Genomic DNA, 21778 nt, shown 5'->3' with positions numbered 1-21778 from the left:
TAATGGTTGGTGAGCCAATACGCAGGAACACTAAGCAAAAAGAAACAGTTCTTGAGCATTTAAGAGCTTCGCGTAATTTTGTTTCTGCACAAAATTTGCATCGCGCGCTTGTAGAAGATGGTGAAATCATTGGTTTGGCCACTGTTTATCGCCAGCTTAATATGCTTTCGCAAAGTGGAGATGTTGATACCGTGCGTTTTAACGGTCAGCAGCTTTTTAGGATTTGCGATGAGAATACGCATCATCATCATTTGGTGTGCGAAAAATGCGGAAAGACTGTAGATATAGAGCCGCCAGACGATGAAGGTTGGATTCATAAGATTGCTGAATCTCATGGATACACGGTTATAGACCACACTTTGGAAGTGTTTGGATTGTGCGAAGAGTGCAATAAAGAGAGCAATAAAGAGCAATAGCGACAAAAATTAAAGATTAAATATTAAAGCTCAAAAATTAAAGCGCATAAAAAACGAGGAACAAATCCAACTTTGGGAATGTTCCTCGTTTCTGTAAGTCTACGCTTATCGGTTCAACCTACTCGGCAACAGCCTTCTTAAGCAAAGAACCAGCAGAGATTCTAACACCGTAAGATGCAGGAATCTTAATGGTTTCGCCAGTGCGTGGGTTGCGGCCAGTGCGCTCAGCGCGCTTTACGCGCTCAGCGGAGAACAGACCAGTGAGCTTCAAGCCTTCGCCAGACTGCAAAGCCTCAACGAACACATCCTGGAATGCGTTGACAGCGGCCTCGGCCTGTGCCTTGGTAAGGTTGGACTTCTGAGCGATCTTCGAAACGAGATCAGACTTGTTGTATGCCATACAAGCATCCTTTGTGTTAGGGGCCTTCTCTTCCAAAGGCCACTTTCACTCATAGATATTAATACATTTTCCCTACAAATGCGCGGTTTTTCAGCGTTTTATTAAGATTTTTTTACGATTTTTTAGTTTTTTTGGTTAATAAAGTGCATAAAAATCGCAAAAATTCCGTATATAGGCTTATTTATGCGGTTTTTAACTAAATATATTCTTTTTTGACTTATAAAATTTTAAAGAAATTTTTCTATTAAATTAATCCCTTATTACTAAGACTCTTCATTGCAAAAGCGCCAATCGGTATTCTTAGCCAATAGAACATAAGACGGTAAAGAAGAGTGGCAGACAACGCAATTGTTGGAGGAACGCCAACCGAAGTGAACGCAAAAGTGAGGGATGCTTCAACAGCGCCTAATCCACCAGGAGTTGGAACAGCGGATCCAGCAGTGTTTGCCACTAAGAACAGCAGAACTGTTTCCCAAGGATTTGCGTAGTATCCAAAAGCTAGAAGAGCAACCCAATAGCCTAATCCTGTAGCAAAAACAAGAATTAAGCCGCCTAATGTGCCATTAAAAAGCTGTTTTGGCTTAGTTACAAGCTCTTTTATCTGCTTTCCGTAGTCAGAAAGAATAGGCAGATATCTTTTTTGTATAAATTTGCGTATTGGAGTAATGGCCATAAACGCACAGAGGATTATAGTAACAATTCCTATTACTGTGATTAGCATGTGTGTAGGAATCATTCCAGAAAGCAGGTTTTTACCAGTAAAAATTCCAACGCTAAATATTACAAGAGCGGTTACTAGCGATTGCAAAAGCCAGACTGCGCTTGTAATAGCTGTTGCTTGAGATGTTGAATTTCCGCTTTTCTTTATAAGCTGCATGTTTACAAACGCAGGTCCAACTCCAGCTGGCATAGACACGGCTGTAAATCCAGAAGCCGCTTGTGATGTAAACAAAACGCCAGCATTTGGCTTTGAATCATCCATAAAAGCGCCAAGCGTAATAGAAGATCCAACCCACGCTAGCATGCTACAAGCAAAGCATGCCATAACCATTATGCTATCTGCTCTTTTAAGCGCCGAGATAAATTCTTGCGGATGCCATTGCGTAGCAATAGCCGAAATCGCAGCAACAATAAGGATTAAGCTAACAAAGAATCGAATATTAAAGCGTGCTAATCTAACGGTGTCGTAGTCGTAGTCATCTTCGCTGTTATTCATGCACACTGTTTTGCTCAACTCATTTTTAAGATCTTCAAAAAGCTTTTTATTGCACGAAGGAAGTGACTTTGTAGACGCTGGAATTGCGGCTTTTTGAATAAATGGCAAAATTTGCGCAACCTTATCTGCACCCCAAACGCTCATTGCTGATTGAACAGCAGTTTTTGCATCGATGCAAGCTGCAATAAGCGTTAAAAGCTGAACTTTATCTAAAGCAATATTTGTTGAATCGCTAGCAACATCGCCATTTTGCCAACCAGCAATTAGGGGAGTGCCGTCTTCTAAGCGTGCAAGAGATTCGGGGCTTATTCTTCTGTGCGTAATCCCTCTAGAGTTTGCAATGTCAAGATATTGCATAAGCCTTTGAGCGTCGGAAGCATTAAGCGTGTTTAGATTGCATGGCACAAGAACATTGCTAGTGTGAAACACCATTATTGAGGATTTTTCTAGGTCTGTAACCCCGTACACGTTTGCCGTAGCAAGATGCAAATTTCTAAGCGCAAGCAGCATGGAAAGATGGTGGTGTATGGAGTGTCTTGCGGAACGGTCTCGTCTAACTGGAATATCAATCAGCTTAACCCACTGCCATAGCTGATTTAAATATCCAGGCAAATGCACTTGATTGTCTAATACCGATATAACGTATCTTGTTGCGTGAATATCAATTGCATCGTATAGCCTTGAATTTGCAATCAAATCGTCGTCTAGACTAGATTTTAAAACGCCGCTATGGTCGGTTGTTAGCGTTCGGCGATTAAGCTGAACAAGATGCGTAATGCCAATGTTTTCTAAGGCTTCAACAATGTCTTTGCCCCAGGCTCCCTTGCTTTGCGTTCCCTTAATAAACCTGATTAGCGTTCCAATAGAGCGCCCAATGCACCAAGATGTTAATGCGCCCGTTAGGGAATGCCAAGAAGTTACGATTAAGATTGGAGAGGCAATTAGCAGCGCTTGCCAAGATAACTTTACTATTTTGTTATCTCTTCTAGGGCCACTAACGGTTAGAAAAGCAACTAAAACCGCATACATATCTGGCAATAATTCTGTGCCGTGACTATTAGAGATGGAATTAAACGATGCAAATATCGAAGGATTATCTAGCGTTGTAAGAATGTAGGAAATATACCATACAAGCGGATACGTTAAAAGCAGTGTTAGCGTTGATAATGTTGTATCAATCCATCGCCTGGCGTCAATCATAGATATTATTACGCCAGCAACAATCGCAATTGTAAGCGCTTGCTGAAAAAGAGAAGATGGTAGGCCTGTTACAATCCACTGAATAATCTTTCCAGCATTTTTTGCGTCGTGTTCTACTCCTGCTGTTGTTCCAGAAAAACACGTTGTAAATAACACCACAGCTGTAGCCACGCCAGCAGATACGATTGAGTAAATCAAGTCTGCCCAATTACGAACTAGCTTAGGCTCAGTGTCGTTAATAACTAAATCGTCTTTTACTTGCGATTGCATAGTACACCGTTTATTTATTAATAAAATTATTAATTGCTAATAAGTTATTGAATAAAATCTACCAAACGTGATGCAATTCCAGTATAAGATTCTGGAGTAAGGTTTTTTAGCCTACTTGCGGTTTGTGCGTCGAAGTTTCTAGAAGATATAAAATCTTCAACATCTTTTTTAGATATGCTGTGACCACGCATAAGCTCTTTAACCTGCTCGTATGGCCTTTCCATTCCTTCTACGCCAGCAATTTCTTGTGCGCGCATAGCAGTTTGGATTGGCTCGCCAAGAACCTCCCAATTGTTGTTAAGTTCTTCGCTCATCATTTGCGTGTTTGGATGAATCGACTTTAAGCCGCCAAGAAGATTATTTAGTGCAAGAAGTGCATAGCCGAATGCGGATCCAACGTTTCGCTGAGTAGTGGAATCAGTTAAATCGCGCTGCCAGCGGCTTTCGGTAAGCGTTGCGCAAAGGGTATCGAAAAGTGCGCAAGAAATCTCAAGATTTGCTTCCGCGTTTTCAAATCGAATAGGGTTCACCTTGTGTGGCATTGTGGAAGATCCAGTAGCACCTTTAACTGGAACTTGCACAAAAACGCCGCGAGAAATATACATCCACACATCTACTGCAAGATTGTGAAGAATGTGGTTAATGTGGCTAACCGTGCTGTAAAGTTCCGCCTGCCAATCGTGGCTTTCGATTTGCGTTGTAAGAGGATTGAAGCAAAGACCCATTCTGTTTTCTACAAACTCTTTAGAAACGCTAAGCCAATCAACATTAGGGAAAGCGGCGAGATGAGCGCCAAAAGTTCCAGTAGCACCATTTATTTTTCCAAGATATTCTTGGGCATCAAGGTGTTTTTGCTGGCGATTTAGCCTATAGACAAACACAGCAAGCTCTTTACCTAAAGTTGTAGGAGTTGCAGGCTGACCGTGAGTTAGCGATAGCATTGGAGTATCTCTATACTCTTGCGCTTTTTGAGTCAAGTAATCAACAATTGCTTGCAAATTTGGCCTATACACGTTTTCAACAGCGTTTTTTACGCAACGAGCTATAGAAAGATTGTTTATATCTTCGCTTGTGCAAGCAAAATGAACCAATGTTTTAAGATTGCTAAGCTGGGTTTTATGCCCTAATACTTGCTCTGCTTTGTCTAACTCGTCGTCAATGTAATATTCAACAGCCTTAACGTCGTGATGCGTAACAGCTTCGTGAGCAGCATGGCGTTTTATACCTTCGGCTCCAAAGTTTTCTGGGATTGCGCGCAAATAATCGCATTCCTCATCTGTTAAAGGCTTTACGCCATCTACAATCGTTTTAAAACTGTTTCCCTTATAACCGTTTGCTAGAAGAATCATCCATTCAACTTCAACACGCATGCGCTCGCGGTTTAATGCTGGTTCGCTTAAATATTCTACGAGGCTAGCAGTTTGGTTGTGGTATCTTCCGTCTAGTGGAGTTAAAGCAATAGCAGGGCAAATATCAGTAAGCTTCATACTCTAAAGGTTACAGCATGGCATGAAACTACTAAGTTTTGAGCGTTGCTATTTTGAGTCTTGCTGTTTTAGCGTTGTACTAGTGTTGCATAACTCCTTGCCATAATGTTGTTTCTTCTAAAGTCCCTTTTAACACATTGCTAAAATGCGATTCTTGAGATCTTATTTGTTTAGAAGATAGCTGACTGGCGTCTTGGTAAGCTGCTTGATGATAATTTAAATCATGTGTGAGCGTTCCTTCTTCTGGCACATTTTTTACTAGTATTCCGTCTTTTTCAAAAAGATTTTTTGGCCTGCGATTCTCTTTGCGATTTGACTTGCGATTTTGCTTAGAATCATTTTGCTTGTTGTCTTCTTTTCTGTTGCTTCTATTATCACTTTTACTAGCCACTGCGTGAATCGTAACCCAATTGTTTCTGCTTGGATTACTCGCTCCGTCTAATGTTGGAACAAGTTCGTCTTCCATTTCTATGCTTGTTACCCAAGTTTTTTCTGGAATTGCATGGTTTGCTATAGGCGACCCTGCTGTTACAACGTGTTTTATGTTGTATTGTTTTGAATAGTCGCTTGCAATTTCTGCAGCAACTATTCCGCCTTGTGAATGCCCAACAAGTACAACATTATCGTTTGGTTTAATGCCGCTTCTTTTCATTGCTTCCACAACCATTCTTGTGCTGTCTGCGTTCATTCTTACGCTTTTAGAGCTGCTCATAACCTCCGCATTTTGAGGCCATCCAAACGGCGATTTAGGCTTTCCGTCCGTTCCCGGTATTGTAACAAGCCAAGATGTTCTGCCGTTCTTTTGCTTAAAACGTTGAATTGCGATTGTTGCAGCATCTGGATTTGTTTTTGGCGGATGCACAGAAAGATTTCCGTTTGCAAGATTATTAAGATTTGCAAGAGCTTGACCAATATTATTTCCCCTATATTGCAGTATTTTAGATTGTGCATTTTTAGGCAAAACTAGTTTTGTTACTTTAAGATTGTTTCCCTGTTTTGCATCATTGATTTTTGCACTAAACAAGCTTAATGCGCTTGCAAAAGTGGCAACTGGAGCTTTTGAATGTTTTACATCGTTTCTTTCTTGAATGCTGGAAAAAAGACGAATGGGGATTCCTGTTACTGGATTTATTAGAAAATGTTTAGAAAAGCCTCGTATAAATCCCTGTTGTATTGGTGCTGTTGCATGGCTCCATTTAGAAAAATTCTTCATGCCACTTTTTTGAGTCATGTCTAAAATCGCACTAAATCCTGCGCTTGCAAAGAATGGTACTGCAGTAATAGGGAAGATTGTGGTTCCAATAGCCACAAGGTTATCGAAGGCTTCTCTATTTTTGTATTCCGTTGCAGAATATAGGTTATTTGCCCTGATTATTAAAGTAGACAATTCGCTAAGATTGTTGGACATTGATTCGCATTGGCTTGACTTTATTCTGCATTCGCTAGAATCTGGCAAGTTTTGTAAAGCAGGTTGGCAAAAATCTTTGTTAAAACAGTTGTTTTGACTTTGTACAAGAGCGGCTTTTTGGCTTTCGATTTGCAATGCGGTTTGCATCCAACATGCGCTTAGTGAATGGAAATCGTTTGATAGTTCGCTAAGTCTTGCAGCTTTTGCTTTATACGAGTTGGAATCAGCAACGCTAAGAGGTTCTCCGCCAGTTATAGTTGATTTTACTCTCCAAGGCATTATTTACCTCCGTAATTTAGCATTTCGTTAAAAGTGGGATTAGTGTTAATAAAATCAGCATCAGTAAAGCCAGCGTTAACAGAGCTGATTTGGCATGCTTTTCTAGCGGTTTTAGCCATCTGTTCGTTAAACGCGTTTGCGGCTTTGCCATGCCAGTCTTTAAGAGTGTTGGAGTGTGCTTCGCTAAGCACGCTGTTAGAGCATTGTTCTGTTCTTTCTAACAGCCATTGGTAATCGTTAAATATGTGCATACAAATATTACACACAACGTTTTTTAAATAGTCACGAAAATTCTTGCAATGTGGTTAAAGGCTATAATCCTTGAAATATAAGGGTTTTTGTGCTTGAGGCGGTTTTTTTAAAAAGCACTTTAGCATATTTACCAAGGCTTATTGCTTGAGTCTTCTTTTTTAGAAGACTTAGTTTTTCCATTCTTGTTTGAATCTTTAGATGTAGAATCATCTTCGGTTTGCGACGATTGATTCTGCGAATTTTGGCTAGAATCGCTTTGATTATTCTGCCTTAGTAAATCTTGAACTTTGCTTTTTTGCGAATTACTTAAGCTGGATTTATTGGATTTTTCTTGCGATTTATTAATCCTATTTTCGCTATTATTCTGGTTTGTTTTTGCGTTTGCGTCCGTATCTTTTTTATCTTGGTCAAGTTGCTTTTGCAAACTATTTGTAAGTTTTTTAGATATTAATGCGTTATGATTAATGCTCTTTTTTAAGTGCGGCATTAAAATTGTATAAGGTGATTTTGCTTCGTTAAACTGGTCGTCAACCTGTTTTTGAGATACAGCCAACATTTCTTTATCTGCATCAACTTTTTTCGATGCTTTTATGTTGTTTATAAGACTTTTTGTAGCAGCATTATATGTTGATTCTGCTTTAAGATTAGTGGCAATAAAATAAATTGACGCCATGCATAAAGCTATAACAATAGTAGATATTGCAATAATAGAAAATCTTAGGAACGACTTAGGTGTGATTTTACTAATCATATAAGCTTCCTCGATTTTGTAATCCAGCACGCCAATTCCCAAAGAATTAATATACTTGCAAGAATAGAAAACGGCCAAACGATTGGATAAGGCCTAAGTCTTGGTTTAACAGTGTTGTTTTGCCGCCATTGTTTAGAAAGAATCTGTTTTGCTTCTACGCCAATGGAATGATCTTTACTGGAATCAACATATTTTCCGCTAAGCTCGTCTGCAATATTCTTAAGATTCTTTGAATCCATTTTAGATATTCCAGGTTTTTTTGTAGAAGGGTCAATAATCCATTTTCCAGACTGTTTTATAGAAGAATCAGTTGAATTAATATCATCTAAATCGTCCAACTTAGTGCTTTCGTTTGGGATTTTTCCGCCATTTTTAGACCCAACACCAATAACATAAGCATGATTTACGTAGCCGCGTAAAGAAGAGAATGTTCTGCGCTTTCTGCTGGTTGTTTCTTCGCCATCGCTAATTAAATACAAAACAGTAACATCTTGTGGATGAGCGTCGTGAATTGCTTTAGTGGCAAGAAGAGTTTTATCTAGCGGCGCGTCTAAGCTCGTTCCGTTTGAAACTCCAACAGGCTCTGTGTTAATAGTATTAACCCAATTTTCAATGGCATTTACGTCTGGAGTTAAAGGAACGTCAACGCTAGAAGACGCTCCAAATCTTATAGCGCTAAAGCTTGCGTTTGTGTAATTGCTTGCAACTTGTTTTATTATTTGCTTTGCGCTGTTAAATCTTGTGTTCTTGTGATTAGATAAATCCGTAGAATCGTTTACGTTCATAGATCCAGTAACGTCTAAAACAAAAACAACGTTAGTGGCATTAAGGGATCGTTGAAAAGTGTTTTTCATAACGCATGGGCATAATGCGCAAATCGCAAGCAAAACGCAGATTAATACTCTGCGAACTCGCATATAAACAGTTTCATCCGTATTGGAATTATTGCGTTTTAGTGGAAAAATCTCAAACAAAGCTAAAACGGTAAGAATTGCAATTAAAACTAACGAAATCCAACTAAAATATACTCTCATCGCTTTATCCTTCTTGCAAAAATAAGCCAAAGAGATGCAAAAATAACCGCCAATATTGTTGGAATACTAGGGTCATCACTTAAAGCTGACTGCGTTGATTTTTTAGGAATACTCGTATGCTGTTGCTCAATTTTACGCACCAAAGTCATTACGGAATCAGCATTATGCTGCGTTAAGAAAATACCACCATTTTGCTCTATAAGATTTCGCATTTGCACAGTAGTTGATTCGTTTTCGCTTTGAGCAGACCCAGAGTATAAGCCGTCAACTTGAATATTGGCCTGGCTGGTTAAATTCAATGCTTGTTTAAGTGAATAGGCTGGTTTTCCGGAAACAACGTTATCGGTTGCTAAAACAATAGAAGCACTACGATTAAGGCGATTGTGAGGCTTTTTAGAATTGTTGGAAGACCCGTATACAACGCCAGGAATCATTGCGGCACAGCTAACAAGACCATCTCCAATTAAAGACGTTGCTTCTTTTCTGTTTTGAGTGCCATCAAGCCATGCAGAAATTTGCTGATATTGCTTTTGCTGCATGTTGTCGATTTTATCTTGCGATTGAACTCCGTCTAAGAGTTTAGAAGCGTATTGCAATTGTTTTTTAACAAGAGAATAGTCATCGGTTAGCGGAAACACGGTTCTAGATGTTGAGTTAAAAATGCTCAAGCCTATGCGCTCTCCTTGAAAATGTTCAACAAATTTTAAGTAAGCGTTAATAACTTCTAAATCGTAGGGAAGAGTGGAGCCAGAAACATCTAAGCAAAGTACAATGTCTCTAGAACTTGATTGCTCGTCTGCGTCTAAAACTCTAGAAGGCCTTGCGCTAAGAGTTAGTGTGCATAAAAGCGCAAGGGAAAGCATTAACGCGCATATTCTTCGCAAAATAATCCATAATCGCCATTTTCTTGCGCATATACTTCCTTGCAAATCTTCATCTAAAGTAAAAGACGTTAAAAAGCTTGTTTTTAAAGCTTTTAAAGATTCGAGTTTGTGAGTTTTGTAATTGTATTTTTTAATCTCACTTATTACAAAGACTAGTATTGAAACAACTAATGCTATTAAAACGCCAAAAACAAGGACTAATGGCCATTTTAAGCGCATAGAGAAAAGCGTTGAAGCAAATATTTTGCACATTGCTAAATTAGGTATTGCCAAAGTGCATGTGCTTAAAGTGGAGAATGTCATCTTTTATTCTCCTTTGGCTTATTTTCCTTTGTTTTCCAGCTTTCAAGAAGAGCAAGAACCCATCTTGCGCCTTGATCAACATCTGCATTTTTTGCCTGATTATTATACTTTGCGTCCGCAAATTCAGGAGGGTATAAAGCTGCAATAGTTTGACGCAATAAGTCTGCTCCCTGCGTGTTTTTCCAAGTGTTTCTAAGCGAACTAATGTCTCCAAGAGTGTGTGATTTAATGTTGTCTCCGCTAATTATAGAAACGTATTGTCGAGCAATTTTGGCTAATTTAGCAAAAGCTTGATCTTTTTTAATCTTGTTTTGATTATATTCGCTAACAACCTGCTCAATTTTTTTACGCCATTCTTGCCTATTTGCGTTTAAAGTATGAGCGGCATTTTTTACATCTTCTTTAGTGTTTGCTTTAGTGTTGATTTTGTAGATAGCAATGTAGAGCATTATGATTGCCAAAAACGCAACTATTATGCTTAAGCCAATAAGGGCAAGTAGCATTGTTTCGTCGTTTAAAACTTTTTGAACATTATTAATACTCACTGCAAACCAACCTAAGCCTATTTTAAGAGTAAATCTTGATTCTTCTTAACACTAAAAACGCTGTTTTGCAAAGTTGCGTTACAAATAAATTTAGCCAAAGAATGGAATATTTGCTTGCTAGAAGACCCACGTATAAGGCAAGCTTTAGCAGAGTTTAAGCATTCGTGTAGCGAGTTGTTTATAAATGCCCTATGTGTCTTTACTTCTTTACAGCAGGAATCGTCTACTAAAAACGCTGGTATTTTGCGCATTGTTGTTCCATCAAGTATTGGAATATCTTTAGACTTGCTAAATGGGTTTACCGGGCTTAGGGTTACAACGATTAAAGAATGTAATCTAGCGATTTTTTGCAAATCATTAAAATGTTTTTGCAAAATAGCGTATTCGTCTGTAATTATTACAATCAAGCCGTGTTTTTGGGTAATTGAATTAGCGAAGTCAATAATGGCATCTGTGTTTCTAGTGTTTTTGCGTGCATTGCACAATGAAATATCTAAGCTACGCTCAAAATCAGGCAGATTCCTACAAGATGGAATCCGTAAAACATTATCTCCATCAAATAAAGCGCAATTAAGCGAGTCGTTGCGTTTTATGCTTAAAGACGCAAAAAAACATGCTGCGTTAGAAGCAATCTCATATAAATATTCATTACTTTTAGACGCGCAAGAAGCATTCATATTTACACTAGAATCCACAAGAATCCAAGTTTTAGAAGAAGATTCGCGCTGCCTGGAAGAAACCATTGGTTCGCCAATTCTTGCGCTGGCTTTCCAGTTGATCATTCTAGCTTCGTCTCCAGGCTGCCAAGCATGAACGTCTACTAAGTCGCCATTACCAAATTTTTGGTTAGAAGGGTGTTCTCCTTCAAAAATGCTTAAAGATTTTTTTGCAAGTGGAAGATTTAGACGATTGTCTAATGCTTCGATTTTTCGCCTAACTTTTTTAGACGAATCGGAGCATAGCAAATTCCTTTTAGCATTAACTGTAAAAGTTGGTTGTGAATAGGTTTTAAACAGTTTTGCAAAAATCATGGTGCAGGAACCGTCTTCACTATTGCATCAATAACTTGGTCGCTAGTAATGGAATCTGCTAAAGCTTCAAAAGTCAAAAGAATCCTGTGTCTAAGAACTTCGTGAGCAAATTTTTTAACATCTTCTGGAATAACGTAATCCCTTCCAGAAAGAAGAGCTTGAGCCTGACCAATGCGTATTAAAGCAATAGAAGCTCTAGGGCTTGCACCCATTCGTACAAGTGAAGAAATAGTTTTAAGAGGGTGACTTCCTTGGCCTCTAGAAGTTGCAACAATATCTACTGCATACTTCATAACAGCTTCCGAAACATGCACTCGTTTAGCGGCTGCGCGCAAAAAAGTAACGTCTTGCAAACTTATTTTTTGGCTATTAAGTGTTTGCGGATTAAAAACGTCGCTTCCTCTGTTTGTTAAAAGCTCCAACATGCTCACCTCTTCGCTAAACGAAGGGTAAGTCATAACAGCTTTAAGCATAAAACGATCCATTTGAGCTTCTGGAAGATTAAAAGTTCCTTCTTCTTCAATTGGATTTTGCGTAGCAATAACCATAAAAGGCTGAGGAAGATTAATGCGTTCTCCACCAATTGTTGTAGCGCCTTCTGCCATTGCCTCCAGCATTGCTGACTGAGTTTTTGCATTTGATCGATTAATCTCGTCTAGCAGAATCACGTTTGCGTGAATAGGACCAATCTGTGTTGTAAATCTTTGAGAAGAAAAGTCAAAAACTTGAGTTCCAACTAAGTCTGCTGGCATTAAATCAGGCGTACACTGAATTCGTTTAAAGCTTCCAGACATTGCCGTTGCAAGAGTCTGTGCAGCAGTTGTTTTAGCAAGACCTGGAACAGATTCAATAAGAATGTGGCCTCCAGCAATAAGCGTTAAAATAAGCGATTCTTTAAGTGAATCTTGGCCTACAAGTGTTTGAGCAAATCTTGAGCGAAGAACCGCTGCAATCTGCTGCGCCTTTTTAATGCTCTCGTTAGAAACGCCTGCAGATATTGGCTGATTTGTTTCGTCTACTGTATTAGAAATAGAGCTATTAGAAACAGGTACGCGAGGCTGGGGTGGAAGAGAGAAAACACCAGTATTTGCGCTATTGTTTTGACTATTTGGTTGCGGAGGGAATAATGCCATGCGTTTTATTTTAACCGATATACGCTACCTTAGTTTCTTTTTGCTATAAGCTCCAGTCAATTGCAGATGCTCCCATTGATATTAATGCTTGATTTGTTCTAGAAAATGGCCTGGAGCCAAAGAATCCTCTAGATGCAGAAAGCGGACTTGGGTGTGGGGATTGAATAATCACTGCGTTTGTAAGAAGAGGAGCTAGGCTTTGAGCGTTTCTGCCCCAAAGAATTGCCACTAATGGAAGCGGTTTGCCGTTATTATCTGTGCGATTATTTAGCGCTGTTATTGCAGCATCTGTTATTTGTTCCCAACCTTTTCCTTGATGGCTATTCGCTTTGCCTGCTTCTACGCTAAGGCATCTGTTTAGCAGCATTACGCCCTGCTTAGTCCAAGGTGTTAAATCGCCATTTTTAGGCATTGGAACGTTTAAATCATTAACTAATTCTTTATAGATGTTGGTTAGACTTTTAGGCAACGGTTTAACGCTAGGGTCTACGCAAAAACTAAGACCAACTGGGTGCCCTGGTGTTGGGTATGGGTCTTGACCAACAATAAGAACCTTTATTTGATTAAAAGGGATTGTAAAAGCTCTAAGAATATTATGACTTTCTGGCAAAAATCGTCTTCCGCATGCTAATTCTTGCCGTAAAAAATCTCCCATTTTATGAATTTGTGGTTCAACTGGTTCAAGGGCATTTGCCCAATCTGGGTCTATGAGTTCGTGCAAAGATTTTCGCTGCTTAATATCCATATTTATCAACTCTAAAACAAGGGTGATAAATACAAAATCAAATGTAAAAATAAATAAAATTCTTTATGCTTTGTGCGCGGTATTCGCTAATATGGACTCATACTGTTAGCTGATTTTTTAGAAGGGATACAATTATGGCGCATAAAAGCCAGAACGTGTCGTTTACGCCAGATGCTTTTGATAATCCACCAGAAGGCCCTGTTGGAGTACATCGCGGAAATCGCGCTTGGTATGCCGTATTGTTCCCGTATGTAGTAGTCGTAACTATTGCTGTTGTTTTAGGTATTTTTGCATGGGCTATTATGTCTGGAGAAATCAACAATATTCGTTTGCCATGGAGCACAAATCAGTCAACAACTGCTAAGTCTTCTAAACTTAAGAGCGGCAAAATTGACGAGAGCAAGAGCAAGTCGGATGATGCTGACGACGATTCAGACGAAGATAGGGATCCAGTAAAAACCGATAAGTCTAATAAAGAAGATAAAAATGCTAATAGCTCTAAGGATTCTAAAGACAATAATGCAAGCAACTCAAACACTTCTGGGCAATCTGTTAACAAGACTGTTCCAGTAAGAGTTATTAATGCAACAAAGATTCAGGGTCATGCTGCTCAAGAAGCTGCAAAGCTTAAGCAAGCGGGCTACGAAAATGTACAGGCTGCAAATCCTGCTGGAACTGTTCCTGCTGATTCTGTTGTTTGGTATAAGGGGAGCGAGAATCGAGCTGCTGCTGAAGATATTGCTAAAACACTCGGAATCAGCAATGTTGAATCTGCGGATCAAATAGCAACCACTATTGTTGTGGTTTTGTGCAAGTAGATTTGCTGTACAAAATAAATAAACGTAATAGATTTGACTAATAAATAAACGCTTAAATAGCCAATTGGAAAGTCTTAATAAGGGCTTTTTGATTGGCTATTTTTGATTTTTGACTATAGATTTTTTCTATAGATTTTTGAATACAGTTGGCACTCGGGTACTTAGAGTGCTAATCTTCATTTAGCACTCAGTTTAAACGGTTTAGTCAACAGCTGACGGTTGATTAGCTTTAAAAGATTTGAGTGGGTGTCCATAGTTAAGTTATGTGGAGGAATAATGGCAAAGATTATTGCCTATGAAGAGGATGCCCGTCAGGGTATGCTTGCTGGTCTTGATAAGCTTGCAAATACAGTAAAGGTCACACTTGGACCAAAAGGTCGTAATGTAGTTTTAGATAAGTCTTACGGTGCTCCAACAATCACCAACGATGGCGTTTCAATCGCTAAGGAGATTGATCTCGAAGATCCATACGAGCGCATTGGCGCAGAGTTGGTAAAGGAAGTTGCTAAGAAGACCGACGACGTTGCTGGTGACGGTACTACAACTGCTACCGTTTTGGCTCAGTCTTTGGTTCACGAAGGCTTAAAGAACGTTGTTGCTGGAAGCAATCCAATTGCTCTTCGCAGGGGCATTGAAAAGGCTTCCGAGGCAATTGTTAAGGAATTGCTTGCATCTGCGAAAGATGTTGAAACCAAGGATCAGATTGCTGCTACTGCTACTATTTCTGCAGCCGATCCAGAAGTTGGCGAAAAGATTGCAGAAGCTCTAGATAAGGTTGGCCAAGACGGTGTTGTTACTGTTGAAGACAACAACAAGTTTGGTCTTGATTTGGACTTTACCGAAGGTATGCGTTTTGATAAGGGCTATATTTCCCCTTACTTTGTAACCAATGCAGAAGATCAGACTGCTGTTTTGGAAGACCCATACATTTTGCTCACTTCTGGTAAGGTTTCTAGCCAGCAAGACATTGTTCATGTTGCTGAACTTGTTATGAAGTCTGGAAAGCCATTGCTTATTATTGCAGAAGATGTTGATGGCGAAGCTTTGCCAACGCTTGTTCTTAACAAGATTCGTGGCACTTTCAACACTGTAGCTGTTAAAGCTCCAGGCTTTGGCGATCGCCGTAAGGCAATGTTGCGAGATATGGCAATTTTGACTGGTGCTCAGGTTGTTTCCGATGATCTTGGCTTAAAGCTCGATTCTATCGATGCTTCTGTGTTTGGTCATGCAGCAAAGGTAATCGTTTCTAAGGATGAAACAACTATTGTTTCTGGCGCTGGCTCTAAGGAAGATGTTGAGGCTCGTGTTGCTCAGATTCGTGCAGAAATTGAAAACACCGATTCTGATTACGATCGCGAAAAGCTTCAGGAGCGTCTTGCTAAGCTTGCTGGTGGCGTAGCTGTTATTAAGGTTGGCGCTGCTACCGAGGTAGAAGCCAAGGAACGCAAGCATCGCATTGAAGATGCAGTGCGTAACGCTAAGGCTGCAATCGAAGAGGGCTTGCTCCCAGGCGGCGGCGTTGCTCTTGTTCAGGCTGCTGCAAAGGTAGAAAAGTCTGCCGCAATTGCCGATCTTAAGGGCGAAGAAGCAACAGGCGCTGCAATCGTGTTCCGCGCTGTAGAAGCTCCAATCAAGCAGATTGCTCAAAACAGCGGTGTTTCTGGAGACGTTGTTCTTAACAAGGTTCGCGAGCTTCCAGAAGGCCAGGGCTTTAACGCTGCAACCAACGCTTACGAAGATTTGATGGCTGCTGGCGTTACTGATCCAGTTAAGGTAACTCGTTCTGCTCTACAGAATGCTGCTTCTATTGCTGGTTTGTTCTTAACAACCGAAGCTGTTGTTGCCAACAAGCCAGAAAAGCCAGCTGCAGCTCCAGCTGGCGGCGCAGAGATGGGCTACTAAATTAAATTAAATTAACTCTTTGATTGAGTCTGTTTAGTTATCAGGCATGAGCGGTAAAGTTTTGGCTTTGCCGCTCATGTTTTTGTTTTTGTAACTTGTTTTTGTAACTTGTTTAGTTCATTGCAAATAGTGATGCTGCTTGCGCTTCTGTATCCATGTAGATGTTAGAAGCATTTTGCATTGCAAGCTGAATTGCCTCTAGTGATTGTTCCATTTGCTGGTGCGCTGCTCGCCATTGTGTGGCGGTTGTTGCAAACTGAGTGGCAGCAGGACCAGTCCACACGCTTTGCAGCTGCTGAAGATTTGCGTACATTCCGTTAGTTGCATCTCGAATTGCATTAATCGAAGATCCAACTGCTGCAGCAGATTGCTGAATCTGTTCTGAATCAACTCTAAATTGTGCCATTTTTACTCCTTAATGCTTGTAAATTGTGTTTTGTTATGCTTTATCTCCGTGTTATTTAATGCTTGTGTAGAAATGACGTATTAAACCCAATTTTTGCTATTGTTTCTTGTAATCTAAAAACACGGTATTATGAATATATGCCGTCAAGCGATTTTGTCAAAGATTTTTTTACTAATGTGGTTAAAGGCTTATGCGCCTTTATAATACTTGTGTTTTTGGGTCAAATTGCTTTATTTGCCAGCCCTGTTTTTGCTAAAGAAAAGTCAAAAAATAGCGATTCGGCAAATAAAAATCCTAATAATTATGGCATTGTTACTACGGATTCAATCACAGATACAGAAAATCTTCTAGGGGACTCTGTTGCAAAAGTTTCCGACATGATTGCTAGCACAAAAAAGCAAACAGGTGTTTCTGTGCGACTTCTTTATTTAGCTAATTTTAGTGGCAGCAAAGATCCATCAAAGTGGGCTAGCGATTTATTAACAAGCACAAATCCTGCTGCAAATACTGTTCTTTTAGCAGTTGCCACTCACGATGGAAGACTTGTTGTGGCAGTTTCGCCTAATTCCGATGAATGGCTTAAAAGAAAAACAACCGTCGACTTGTTGTCGGATGCAGCCTATAGGCCATTAGTTAGTGCGCAAGGAGCCGACTGGTCTAAATCTGCGATTTCGCTTATGAAGCAGATTATTCGCGCAAAAAGAACGTCGATTACACCTTCAACAAGCATTATTGCAACTGTTGTGATGATTGTTGTAATTCTTGCATTATTTGCAATTGTTGCGCTTATTTTGTATAGAAGAAATTACGTGTTAAAGCAAGTTGCGCTAGGATTTAGAAAAGCCAAGAGAAGGCATGCTGCGCACAAATAAATCTATTTTTTTCAGGAAACACTCAGGAAACATTCAGCTTTATAAGTGATGCTAAACAGTATGGGTAAGAATGTAGAAGCATCAATTGTTGTGGTCGACGACGAACCTTCAATTCGCGAACTTTTAGTTGCATCGTTGCATTTTGCAGGATTTGACGTAGAAACCGCTGCTTCTGGGTCGGAAGCAATTGAAGTTATAGAACGTGTTCATCCAGATCTTATTGTTATGGACGTTATGCTGCCAGATATAGACGGTTTTACCGTTACAAGGCGAATTCGTCAAAACGGTGTAGCTGTTCCGGTGTTGTTCCTTACTGCAAGAGACGATACGCAAGATAAGATTATGGGCTTAACGGTTGGCGGAGACGACTACGTTACTAAGCCATTTAGCCTAGAAGAAGTAGTTGCTAGAATTCGAGCAATTCTACGCAGAACCCAGGAGGCAGAAGAAGACACTCCTGTTGTTAAAGTTGCAGATTTAGAGATTAATGAGGATTCTCACGATGTTTCTAGAGCTGGAGTTCCAATCGAACTAAGCCCTACAGAATACAAGCTTTTGCATTATTTAATGGATAACGAAGGCAGAGTTTTGTCTAAAAGCCAGATTCTTAATCACGTTTGGCAGTACGATTGGGGTGGAGACGCTGCAATTGTTGAATCCTACATTTCTTATCTTAGAAAGAAAATCGACGGCATTGAGATTAAGAACGACGATGGTTCGTTAAAGAAAGTTGTTCCGCTTATTGAGACCAAGCGTGGAATCGGTTACATGATTCGTGTTCCAAAGGCAGGGCAAGCCTGATTATGAATAGTGGCAAATCTACGGAAGTCGCTATTTATAATCCTGCTGTTGCTAGCGAGAACTCGGATTATGACGGCAAAGAAGCGAATTCTAATAAAGATCATAAAGCAAGAAAATGGATGCGCAAACATCTTGATGCAATACCGCTAAGCACTCGATTAGTGGCATGCACTCTTGTTGTTTTAACTATTGCTGCATTTTGCATATCTTTATCGATTAGGCAGTTAGTTGGAAGCTACTTGCTGGATAAAACTGATGCTCAGTTGGCAGACCAGGCTCAGCTTATTTACGACAATATAGATTTGCTTAGAAGCAAAGATTCAAAAGAGCCTACGGTTGGCCCTAACGATTATTTTTTGCAAATTCGAGACACTAACAACAAGATTATTACAACTCCGTTAGTTCCACCTCTTAAGGGGAATGTTGTTTCTATGCCAACGCTTCCAGAAGATGGTGAAATTAACAACGTTGTTGTAAAAAGAAAGCCTTTTACATCTCCTGCAGTAGTTAAGGGTGATCTTAAAAGCATTGATGATGCAACTGCAAAGGTTGCTCAGTCGCCGTGGCGTGTGCTGGTTCTTACATGGGGTCAGCGAAGCGGTTACAACTCAGAAATGCGTGTTAGGGGTTACGTTTATATAGCGCTTTCGTTAAGCGACCAAATGGACACTTTGGATACGCTTACGCGATACTGCTTAATGGTTAGTATAACTGTGATTCTCCTTGGAGCGGTTTTGGCTGCTTTGATTATTCAGTCAACGCTTGTTCCACTAAAACGAATAGAAAAAACTGCGTCTAAAATTGCTTCTGGAGATTTAAGCAGGCGAGTTCCTTCGGCTCCAGAAAATACGGAAGTTGGTTCTTTGGCAGCTTCGCTAAACTCAATGCTTTCTAGGATTGAGCAAGGCTTTAATGATCAAGAAGCAATGACAGAAAAAATGAAGCGTTTTGTTTCGGACGCTAGCCATGAGCTTAGAACGCCTTTGGCAGCAATCCACGGTTATGCCGAGTTGTATTACATGTGGAGAGGTGTTCCAGGGCAGCAAGAGAAGGCGGATGATTCTATTGCTCACATTAAAGCTTCCAGCGAAAGAATGACGGAGCTTGTTGAAGATTTGCTTTCGCTAGCGCGATTTGACGAAGGGCGAGGAATCAATGTTTCTCAAACTGTTAATGTAACGCCAATTCTTAAAGATGCTGCAAATGATTTGCGAGCGCTTGATCAAGTTAGAGTTGTTCAACAAGGAACTTTGCATTTAGCAGACGACTTAAAGCTAATGGATTGTTCTAAGCCTACAAATTGTAGTCTTGATCGAAAATTTATTTTTACTCCAGGGCAGCTGCCTAATGTTATGTTAAAGGGCGATGGGGCAAGATTACGCCAAGTTCTTACTAATATTGTTGGAAACATTCATCGTTATACTCCAACTGATTCTCCAGTAGAAATAGGAATGGGGATTTTTAAAGCTTCGATTAGTCCCGAAGCTTTGCAAAAAATGAGCTCTGTTTCTAAGTCTCTTAAGGATTTTTTGGAAGCTGCAGAAGTTAGCCAATCAACGGGCGCTGGCAATTCGTATGTTGTTATTAGAGTTGTTGACCACGGTCCTGGTGTTCCAGAAGAATCCTTGCCTCATATTTTCGAGCGTTTCTATATTGCTGATCCTTCTAGAGCCAGAGAAAAAGGCGGTACGGGTCTGGGTATGTCTATTGCGCAATCTGTTGTTAAGGCACATCATGGTTTTATTTGTGCAACAACGTCTTGTGCATATAGAACTAGTTCTAATCAAGATAATGAAGATGATTCTATTGATAACACAATGAGTGGCGTTGAATTGAAAAATGATGGCTCGGAGGATTCTAAGCCTCATGGCTTAACGCTTACGGTTGTGCTTCCAAACGTTATTCTTGATGAGGATACAAGCAATACTAATAATGCTAGCAATACAATCGATGTAGAGAAAACAGAAAAATAGACTAATCTATTCTAGATGTTCTGCATATTGTTTTTAAGATTGTTCTGGATTATTTAGATTGTTCTAGATTCATGCGCTACAATGGAAGCAGTGTGAATCTTTAGAGATTATGTGGATTGTAGTAAAATAGATAGTTCGCATAAAGTTTAGTGAATTTGAGTGAGGTGTGTTATGCCCAACGGGCGCGTTCGTTGGTATGATTCCAAAAAGGGATATGGCTTTATAGTAGATGAAGACGGCAAAGATGTGTTTTTGCCTTCTTCTGCATTGCCAGAATCAGTAAAAGAATTGCGTAAAGGTGCACGCGTTGAATTTTCTGTTGTAGAAGGTCGTAAAGGTCCGCAGGCAATGGGACTTACGCTTGTGGCTTCTGCTCCTTCTTTGGTAAAAGCTACAAGGCCAAAGGCAGAAGACATGGCTGCAATTGTAGAAGATCTTATTAAGCTTTTGGATTCTGCTGGCAACGGCTTGCGCAGACGCCATTATCCGTCTAGTGCAGAAAGTAAGAAGCTTGCTCATTTGCTGCGTGCTGTGGCAGATAATTTTGACGTACAAGATTAACAGTTAACAGGATTTTTTATGGAAGATGAAGTAATAAATCCACAGGATCTTGCTTATAAAGTTGCTGTGGAAACTTCTGAGCGCGAAAACGCTGTAGGCGATTTTGTAGGGAAAGTGGATATTGGTAGCAATGTTACCGATTTTCGTTTTGCCTGCACTATGCTTGGGTATGAAGGCTGGCAATGGTCGGTAACGCTGTATCACGACGAAGATGCTGGGCGTTGGACGGTTAACGAATCCAGTCTTGCTCCAACAGAAGATTCGTTACTTCCTCCTCCTTGGATTCCTTGGAAAGACAGGCTTAAGCCTACAGATCTTTCGGTTATGGATTCCATTGGAACTGCCGAAGATGACTCCAGGCTAGAAGAAGGCGTTAATGAGCAAAATAATGAAGACGCTCAAGAATCGCCAGCAGACACAGAGCAAAAAGATGTAGAGCATACAGACGCAGAGCATACAGAGAATACGGAAAATGGCGAATCAACAGAAGATTTTGAAGAGGCTGTTGAAACTTTCCGATTAACCAGAAAAAGGGTTATGACCGCTCAGGCTATAGCTCAAACTGCAAAAAGATGGTATGCAGGCCAGCATGGACCAAAGTCGCTTTCTACTAAGATTGCAGACGGAAAAGCATGTTCATCTTGTGGTTTTATGATTCCACTTGCAGGAAGCTTGGGAAACATGTTTGGCGTTTGCGCAAATATGTGGAGTCCAGATGATGGGCGAGTGGTGGCGCTTGATCACGGATGTGGAGAACATTCCGAAATAGAGCCTCCAGAGCCTTCTCAGCTTTGGATTCAATCGGAGCCAGCTTACGACGATTATCACATTGAAATTGTGCCTCAATCACCTAGAGAAGAGCGTGCAGACGTTGAGCTTATAGAAGAGGCAATCGAAGATAGTAAAGAAAATCGCCAGACGCAACTTAAGCATACACACGTTGAAAACGAGTTGGATAGCGAAAAAAATAACGACGATGATTCGCAATCTAATGAATCCAATGATTAGTGCTGGAAGATTCTAGACTGTGGCATTGTGCTAGAGTCATGGCAACTCGTTACCATGGAACGAAGGATAAAAACGGAAGGCAA

The 21778-nt window shown here is 40.1% G+C and carries 20 protein-coding genes and 1 pseudogene; 8 read left to right on the top strand and 13 right to left on the bottom strand.

All coding sequences use genetic code 11. From position 1 onward, the window contains the following. Nucleotides 1–2 precede the first annotated feature (2 nt). Nucleotides 3–416, top strand: coding sequence for a Fur family transcriptional regulator (locus tag HMPREF3216_RS02345; protein WP_060786766.1), 414 nt, complete (start codon nt 3–5; stop codon nt 414–416). A 118-nt stretch (nt 417–534) separates the two neighbouring features. Here the strand turns inward: HMPREF3216_RS02345 and HMPREF3216_RS02340 are convergent, their stop codons facing one another. The 12 genes from HMPREF3216_RS02340 to HMPREF3216_RS02285 all read right to left on the bottom strand — a co-directional run bounded on the left by HMPREF3216_RS02340 (nt 535) and on the right by HMPREF3216_RS02285 (nt 13354). Continuing rightward, nucleotides 535–816 (bottom strand): HU family DNA-binding protein, encoded by a 282-nt coding sequence (locus HMPREF3216_RS02340; protein ID WP_060786765.1) that lies wholly within the window; start codon nt 814–816, stop codon nt 535–537. Between the two features lie 244 nt (nt 817–1060). After that, entirely contained in the window at nt 1061–3502 is a 2442-nt protein-coding gene (locus tag HMPREF3216_RS02335) for a lysylphosphatidylglycerol synthase transmembrane domain-containing protein (protein WP_060786764.1), read from the bottom strand. Between the two features lie 44 nt (nt 3503–3546). Further along, nucleotides 3547–4989, bottom strand: coding sequence for an adenylosuccinate lyase (gene purB / locus HMPREF3216_RS02330; protein WP_060786763.1), 1443 nt, complete (start codon nt 4987–4989; stop codon nt 3547–3549). Nucleotides 4990–5068: 79 nt separating this feature from the next. Further along, nucleotides 5069–6676 (bottom strand): PGAP1-like alpha/beta domain-containing protein, encoded by a 1608-nt coding sequence (locus HMPREF3216_RS02325; protein WP_060786762.1) that lies wholly within the window; start codon nt 6674–6676, stop codon nt 5069–5071. Next, a complete protein-coding gene (locus HMPREF3216_RS02320) occupies nt 6676–6927 on the bottom strand; it encodes a hypothetical protein (protein WP_060786761.1) in 252 nt (83 codons plus the stop codon). Before HMPREF3216_RS02320 ends, HMPREF3216_RS02325 begins: the two co-directional genes overlap by 1 nt. Before the next feature lie 128 nt (nt 6928–7055). Then, the gene (locus HMPREF3216_RS02315; RefSeq protein WP_060786760.1) at nt 7056–7679 is read right to left on the bottom strand and encodes a DUF6466 family protein; all 624 of its coding nucleotides are present in this window, start codon (nt 7677–7679) and stop codon (nt 7056–7058) included. After that, the gene (locus HMPREF3216_RS02310) at nt 7676–8713 is read right to left on the bottom strand and encodes a vWA domain-containing protein (RefSeq protein WP_060786759.1); all 1038 of its coding nucleotides are present in this window, start codon (nt 8711–8713) and stop codon (nt 7676–7678) included. The genes HMPREF3216_RS02315 and HMPREF3216_RS02310 overlap by 4 nt, the downstream gene beginning before the upstream one ends. Next, a complete protein-coding gene (locus HMPREF3216_RS02305; RefSeq protein ID WP_060786758.1) occupies nt 8710–9900 on the bottom strand; it encodes a vWA domain-containing protein in 1191 nt (396 codons plus the stop codon). The genes HMPREF3216_RS02310 and HMPREF3216_RS02305 overlap by 4 nt, the downstream gene beginning before the upstream one ends. Beyond that, the gene (locus HMPREF3216_RS02300; RefSeq protein ID WP_060786757.1) at nt 9897–10445 is read right to left on the bottom strand and encodes a hypothetical protein; all 549 of its coding nucleotides are present in this window, start codon (nt 10443–10445) and stop codon (nt 9897–9899) included. Before HMPREF3216_RS02300 ends, HMPREF3216_RS02305 begins: the two co-directional genes overlap by 4 nt. Before the next feature lie 17 nt (nt 10446–10462). Then, the gene (locus HMPREF3216_RS02295) at nt 10463–11476 is read right to left on the bottom strand and encodes a DUF58 domain-containing protein (RefSeq protein WP_060786756.1); all 1014 of its coding nucleotides are present in this window, start codon (nt 11474–11476) and stop codon (nt 10463–10465) included. Beyond that, nucleotides 11473–12609, bottom strand: a complete 1137-nt coding sequence (locus HMPREF3216_RS02290; protein ID WP_060786755.1) for an AAA family ATPase — start codon at nt 12607–12609, stop codon at nt 11473–11475. The genes HMPREF3216_RS02295 and HMPREF3216_RS02290 overlap by 4 nt, the downstream gene beginning before the upstream one ends. A gap of 43 nt (nt 12610–12652) precedes the next feature. Beyond that, complete coding sequence (locus HMPREF3216_RS02285) at nt 12653–13354, bottom strand: uracil-DNA glycosylase (RefSeq protein ID WP_060786754.1); 702 nt, start codon at nt 13352–13354, stop codon at nt 12653–12655. Between the two features lie 134 nt (nt 13355–13488). Between HMPREF3216_RS02285 and HMPREF3216_RS02280 the strand changes: the two genes are divergently transcribed. Both HMPREF3216_RS02280 and groL read left to right on the top strand, forming a co-directional pair. After that, nucleotides 13489–14172 carry a LytR C-terminal domain-containing protein gene (locus tag HMPREF3216_RS02280; protein WP_060786753.1) on the top strand — a complete coding sequence of 228 codons (684 nt, stop codon included), beginning with the start codon at nt 13489–13491 and terminating at the stop codon, nt 14170–14172. 276 nt (nt 14173–14448) lie between these two features. Beyond that, nucleotides 14449–16074 carry a chaperonin GroEL gene (groL, locus tag HMPREF3216_RS02275; protein ID WP_060786752.1) on the top strand — a complete coding sequence of 542 codons (1626 nt, stop codon included), beginning with the start codon at nt 14449–14451 and terminating at the stop codon, nt 16072–16074. A gap of 112 nt (nt 16075–16186) precedes the next feature. On the opposite strand, the gene HMPREF3216_RS02270 is transcribed toward groL, so the two are convergent. Next, entirely contained in the window at nt 16187–16480 is a 294-nt protein-coding gene (locus tag HMPREF3216_RS02270) for a WXG100 family type VII secretion target (protein WP_060786751.1), read from the bottom strand. A gap of 137 nt (nt 16481–16617) precedes the next feature. Between HMPREF3216_RS02270 and HMPREF3216_RS02265 the strand changes: the two genes are divergently transcribed. The 5 genes and pseudogenes from HMPREF3216_RS02265 to HMPREF3216_RS02245 all read left to right on the top strand — a co-directional run. Then, a complete protein-coding gene (locus tag HMPREF3216_RS02265; protein WP_060786750.1) occupies nt 16618–17352 on the top strand; it encodes a TPM domain-containing protein in 735 nt (244 codons plus the stop codon). Nucleotides 17353–17412: 60 nt separating this feature from the next. Next, a complete protein-coding gene (locus HMPREF3216_RS02260; RefSeq protein WP_060786749.1) occupies nt 17413–18153 on the top strand; it encodes a response regulator transcription factor in 741 nt (246 codons plus the stop codon). A gap of 2 nt (nt 18154–18155) precedes the next feature. Further along, nucleotides 18156–20126, top strand: a complete 1971-nt coding sequence (locus tag HMPREF3216_RS02255; protein WP_060786748.1) for a sensor histidine kinase — start codon at nt 18156–18158, stop codon at nt 20124–20126. Between the two features lie 171 nt (nt 20127–20297). Then, nucleotides 20298–20687 carry a cold-shock protein gene (locus tag HMPREF3216_RS02250; protein WP_060786747.1) on the top strand — a complete coding sequence of 130 codons (390 nt, stop codon included), beginning with the start codon at nt 20298–20300 and terminating at the stop codon, nt 20685–20687. A gap of 18 nt (nt 20688–20705) precedes the next feature. Further along, nucleotides 20706–21606 (top strand): annotated as a pseudogene (locus HMPREF3216_RS02245) (DUF3027 domain-containing protein); the annotation flags it as partial. Nucleotides 21607–21778: the final 172 nt, after the last annotated feature.

It is taken from the genome of Gardnerella vaginalis (genome assembly GCF_001546455.1).
Lineage (GTDB): Bacteria > Actinomycetota > Actinomycetes > Actinomycetales > Bifidobacteriaceae > Bifidobacterium > Bifidobacterium vaginale_B.
The sequence above is the reverse complement of the archived record's forward strand: the minus strand, read 5'-3'. Positions and strand labels throughout refer to the sequence as shown.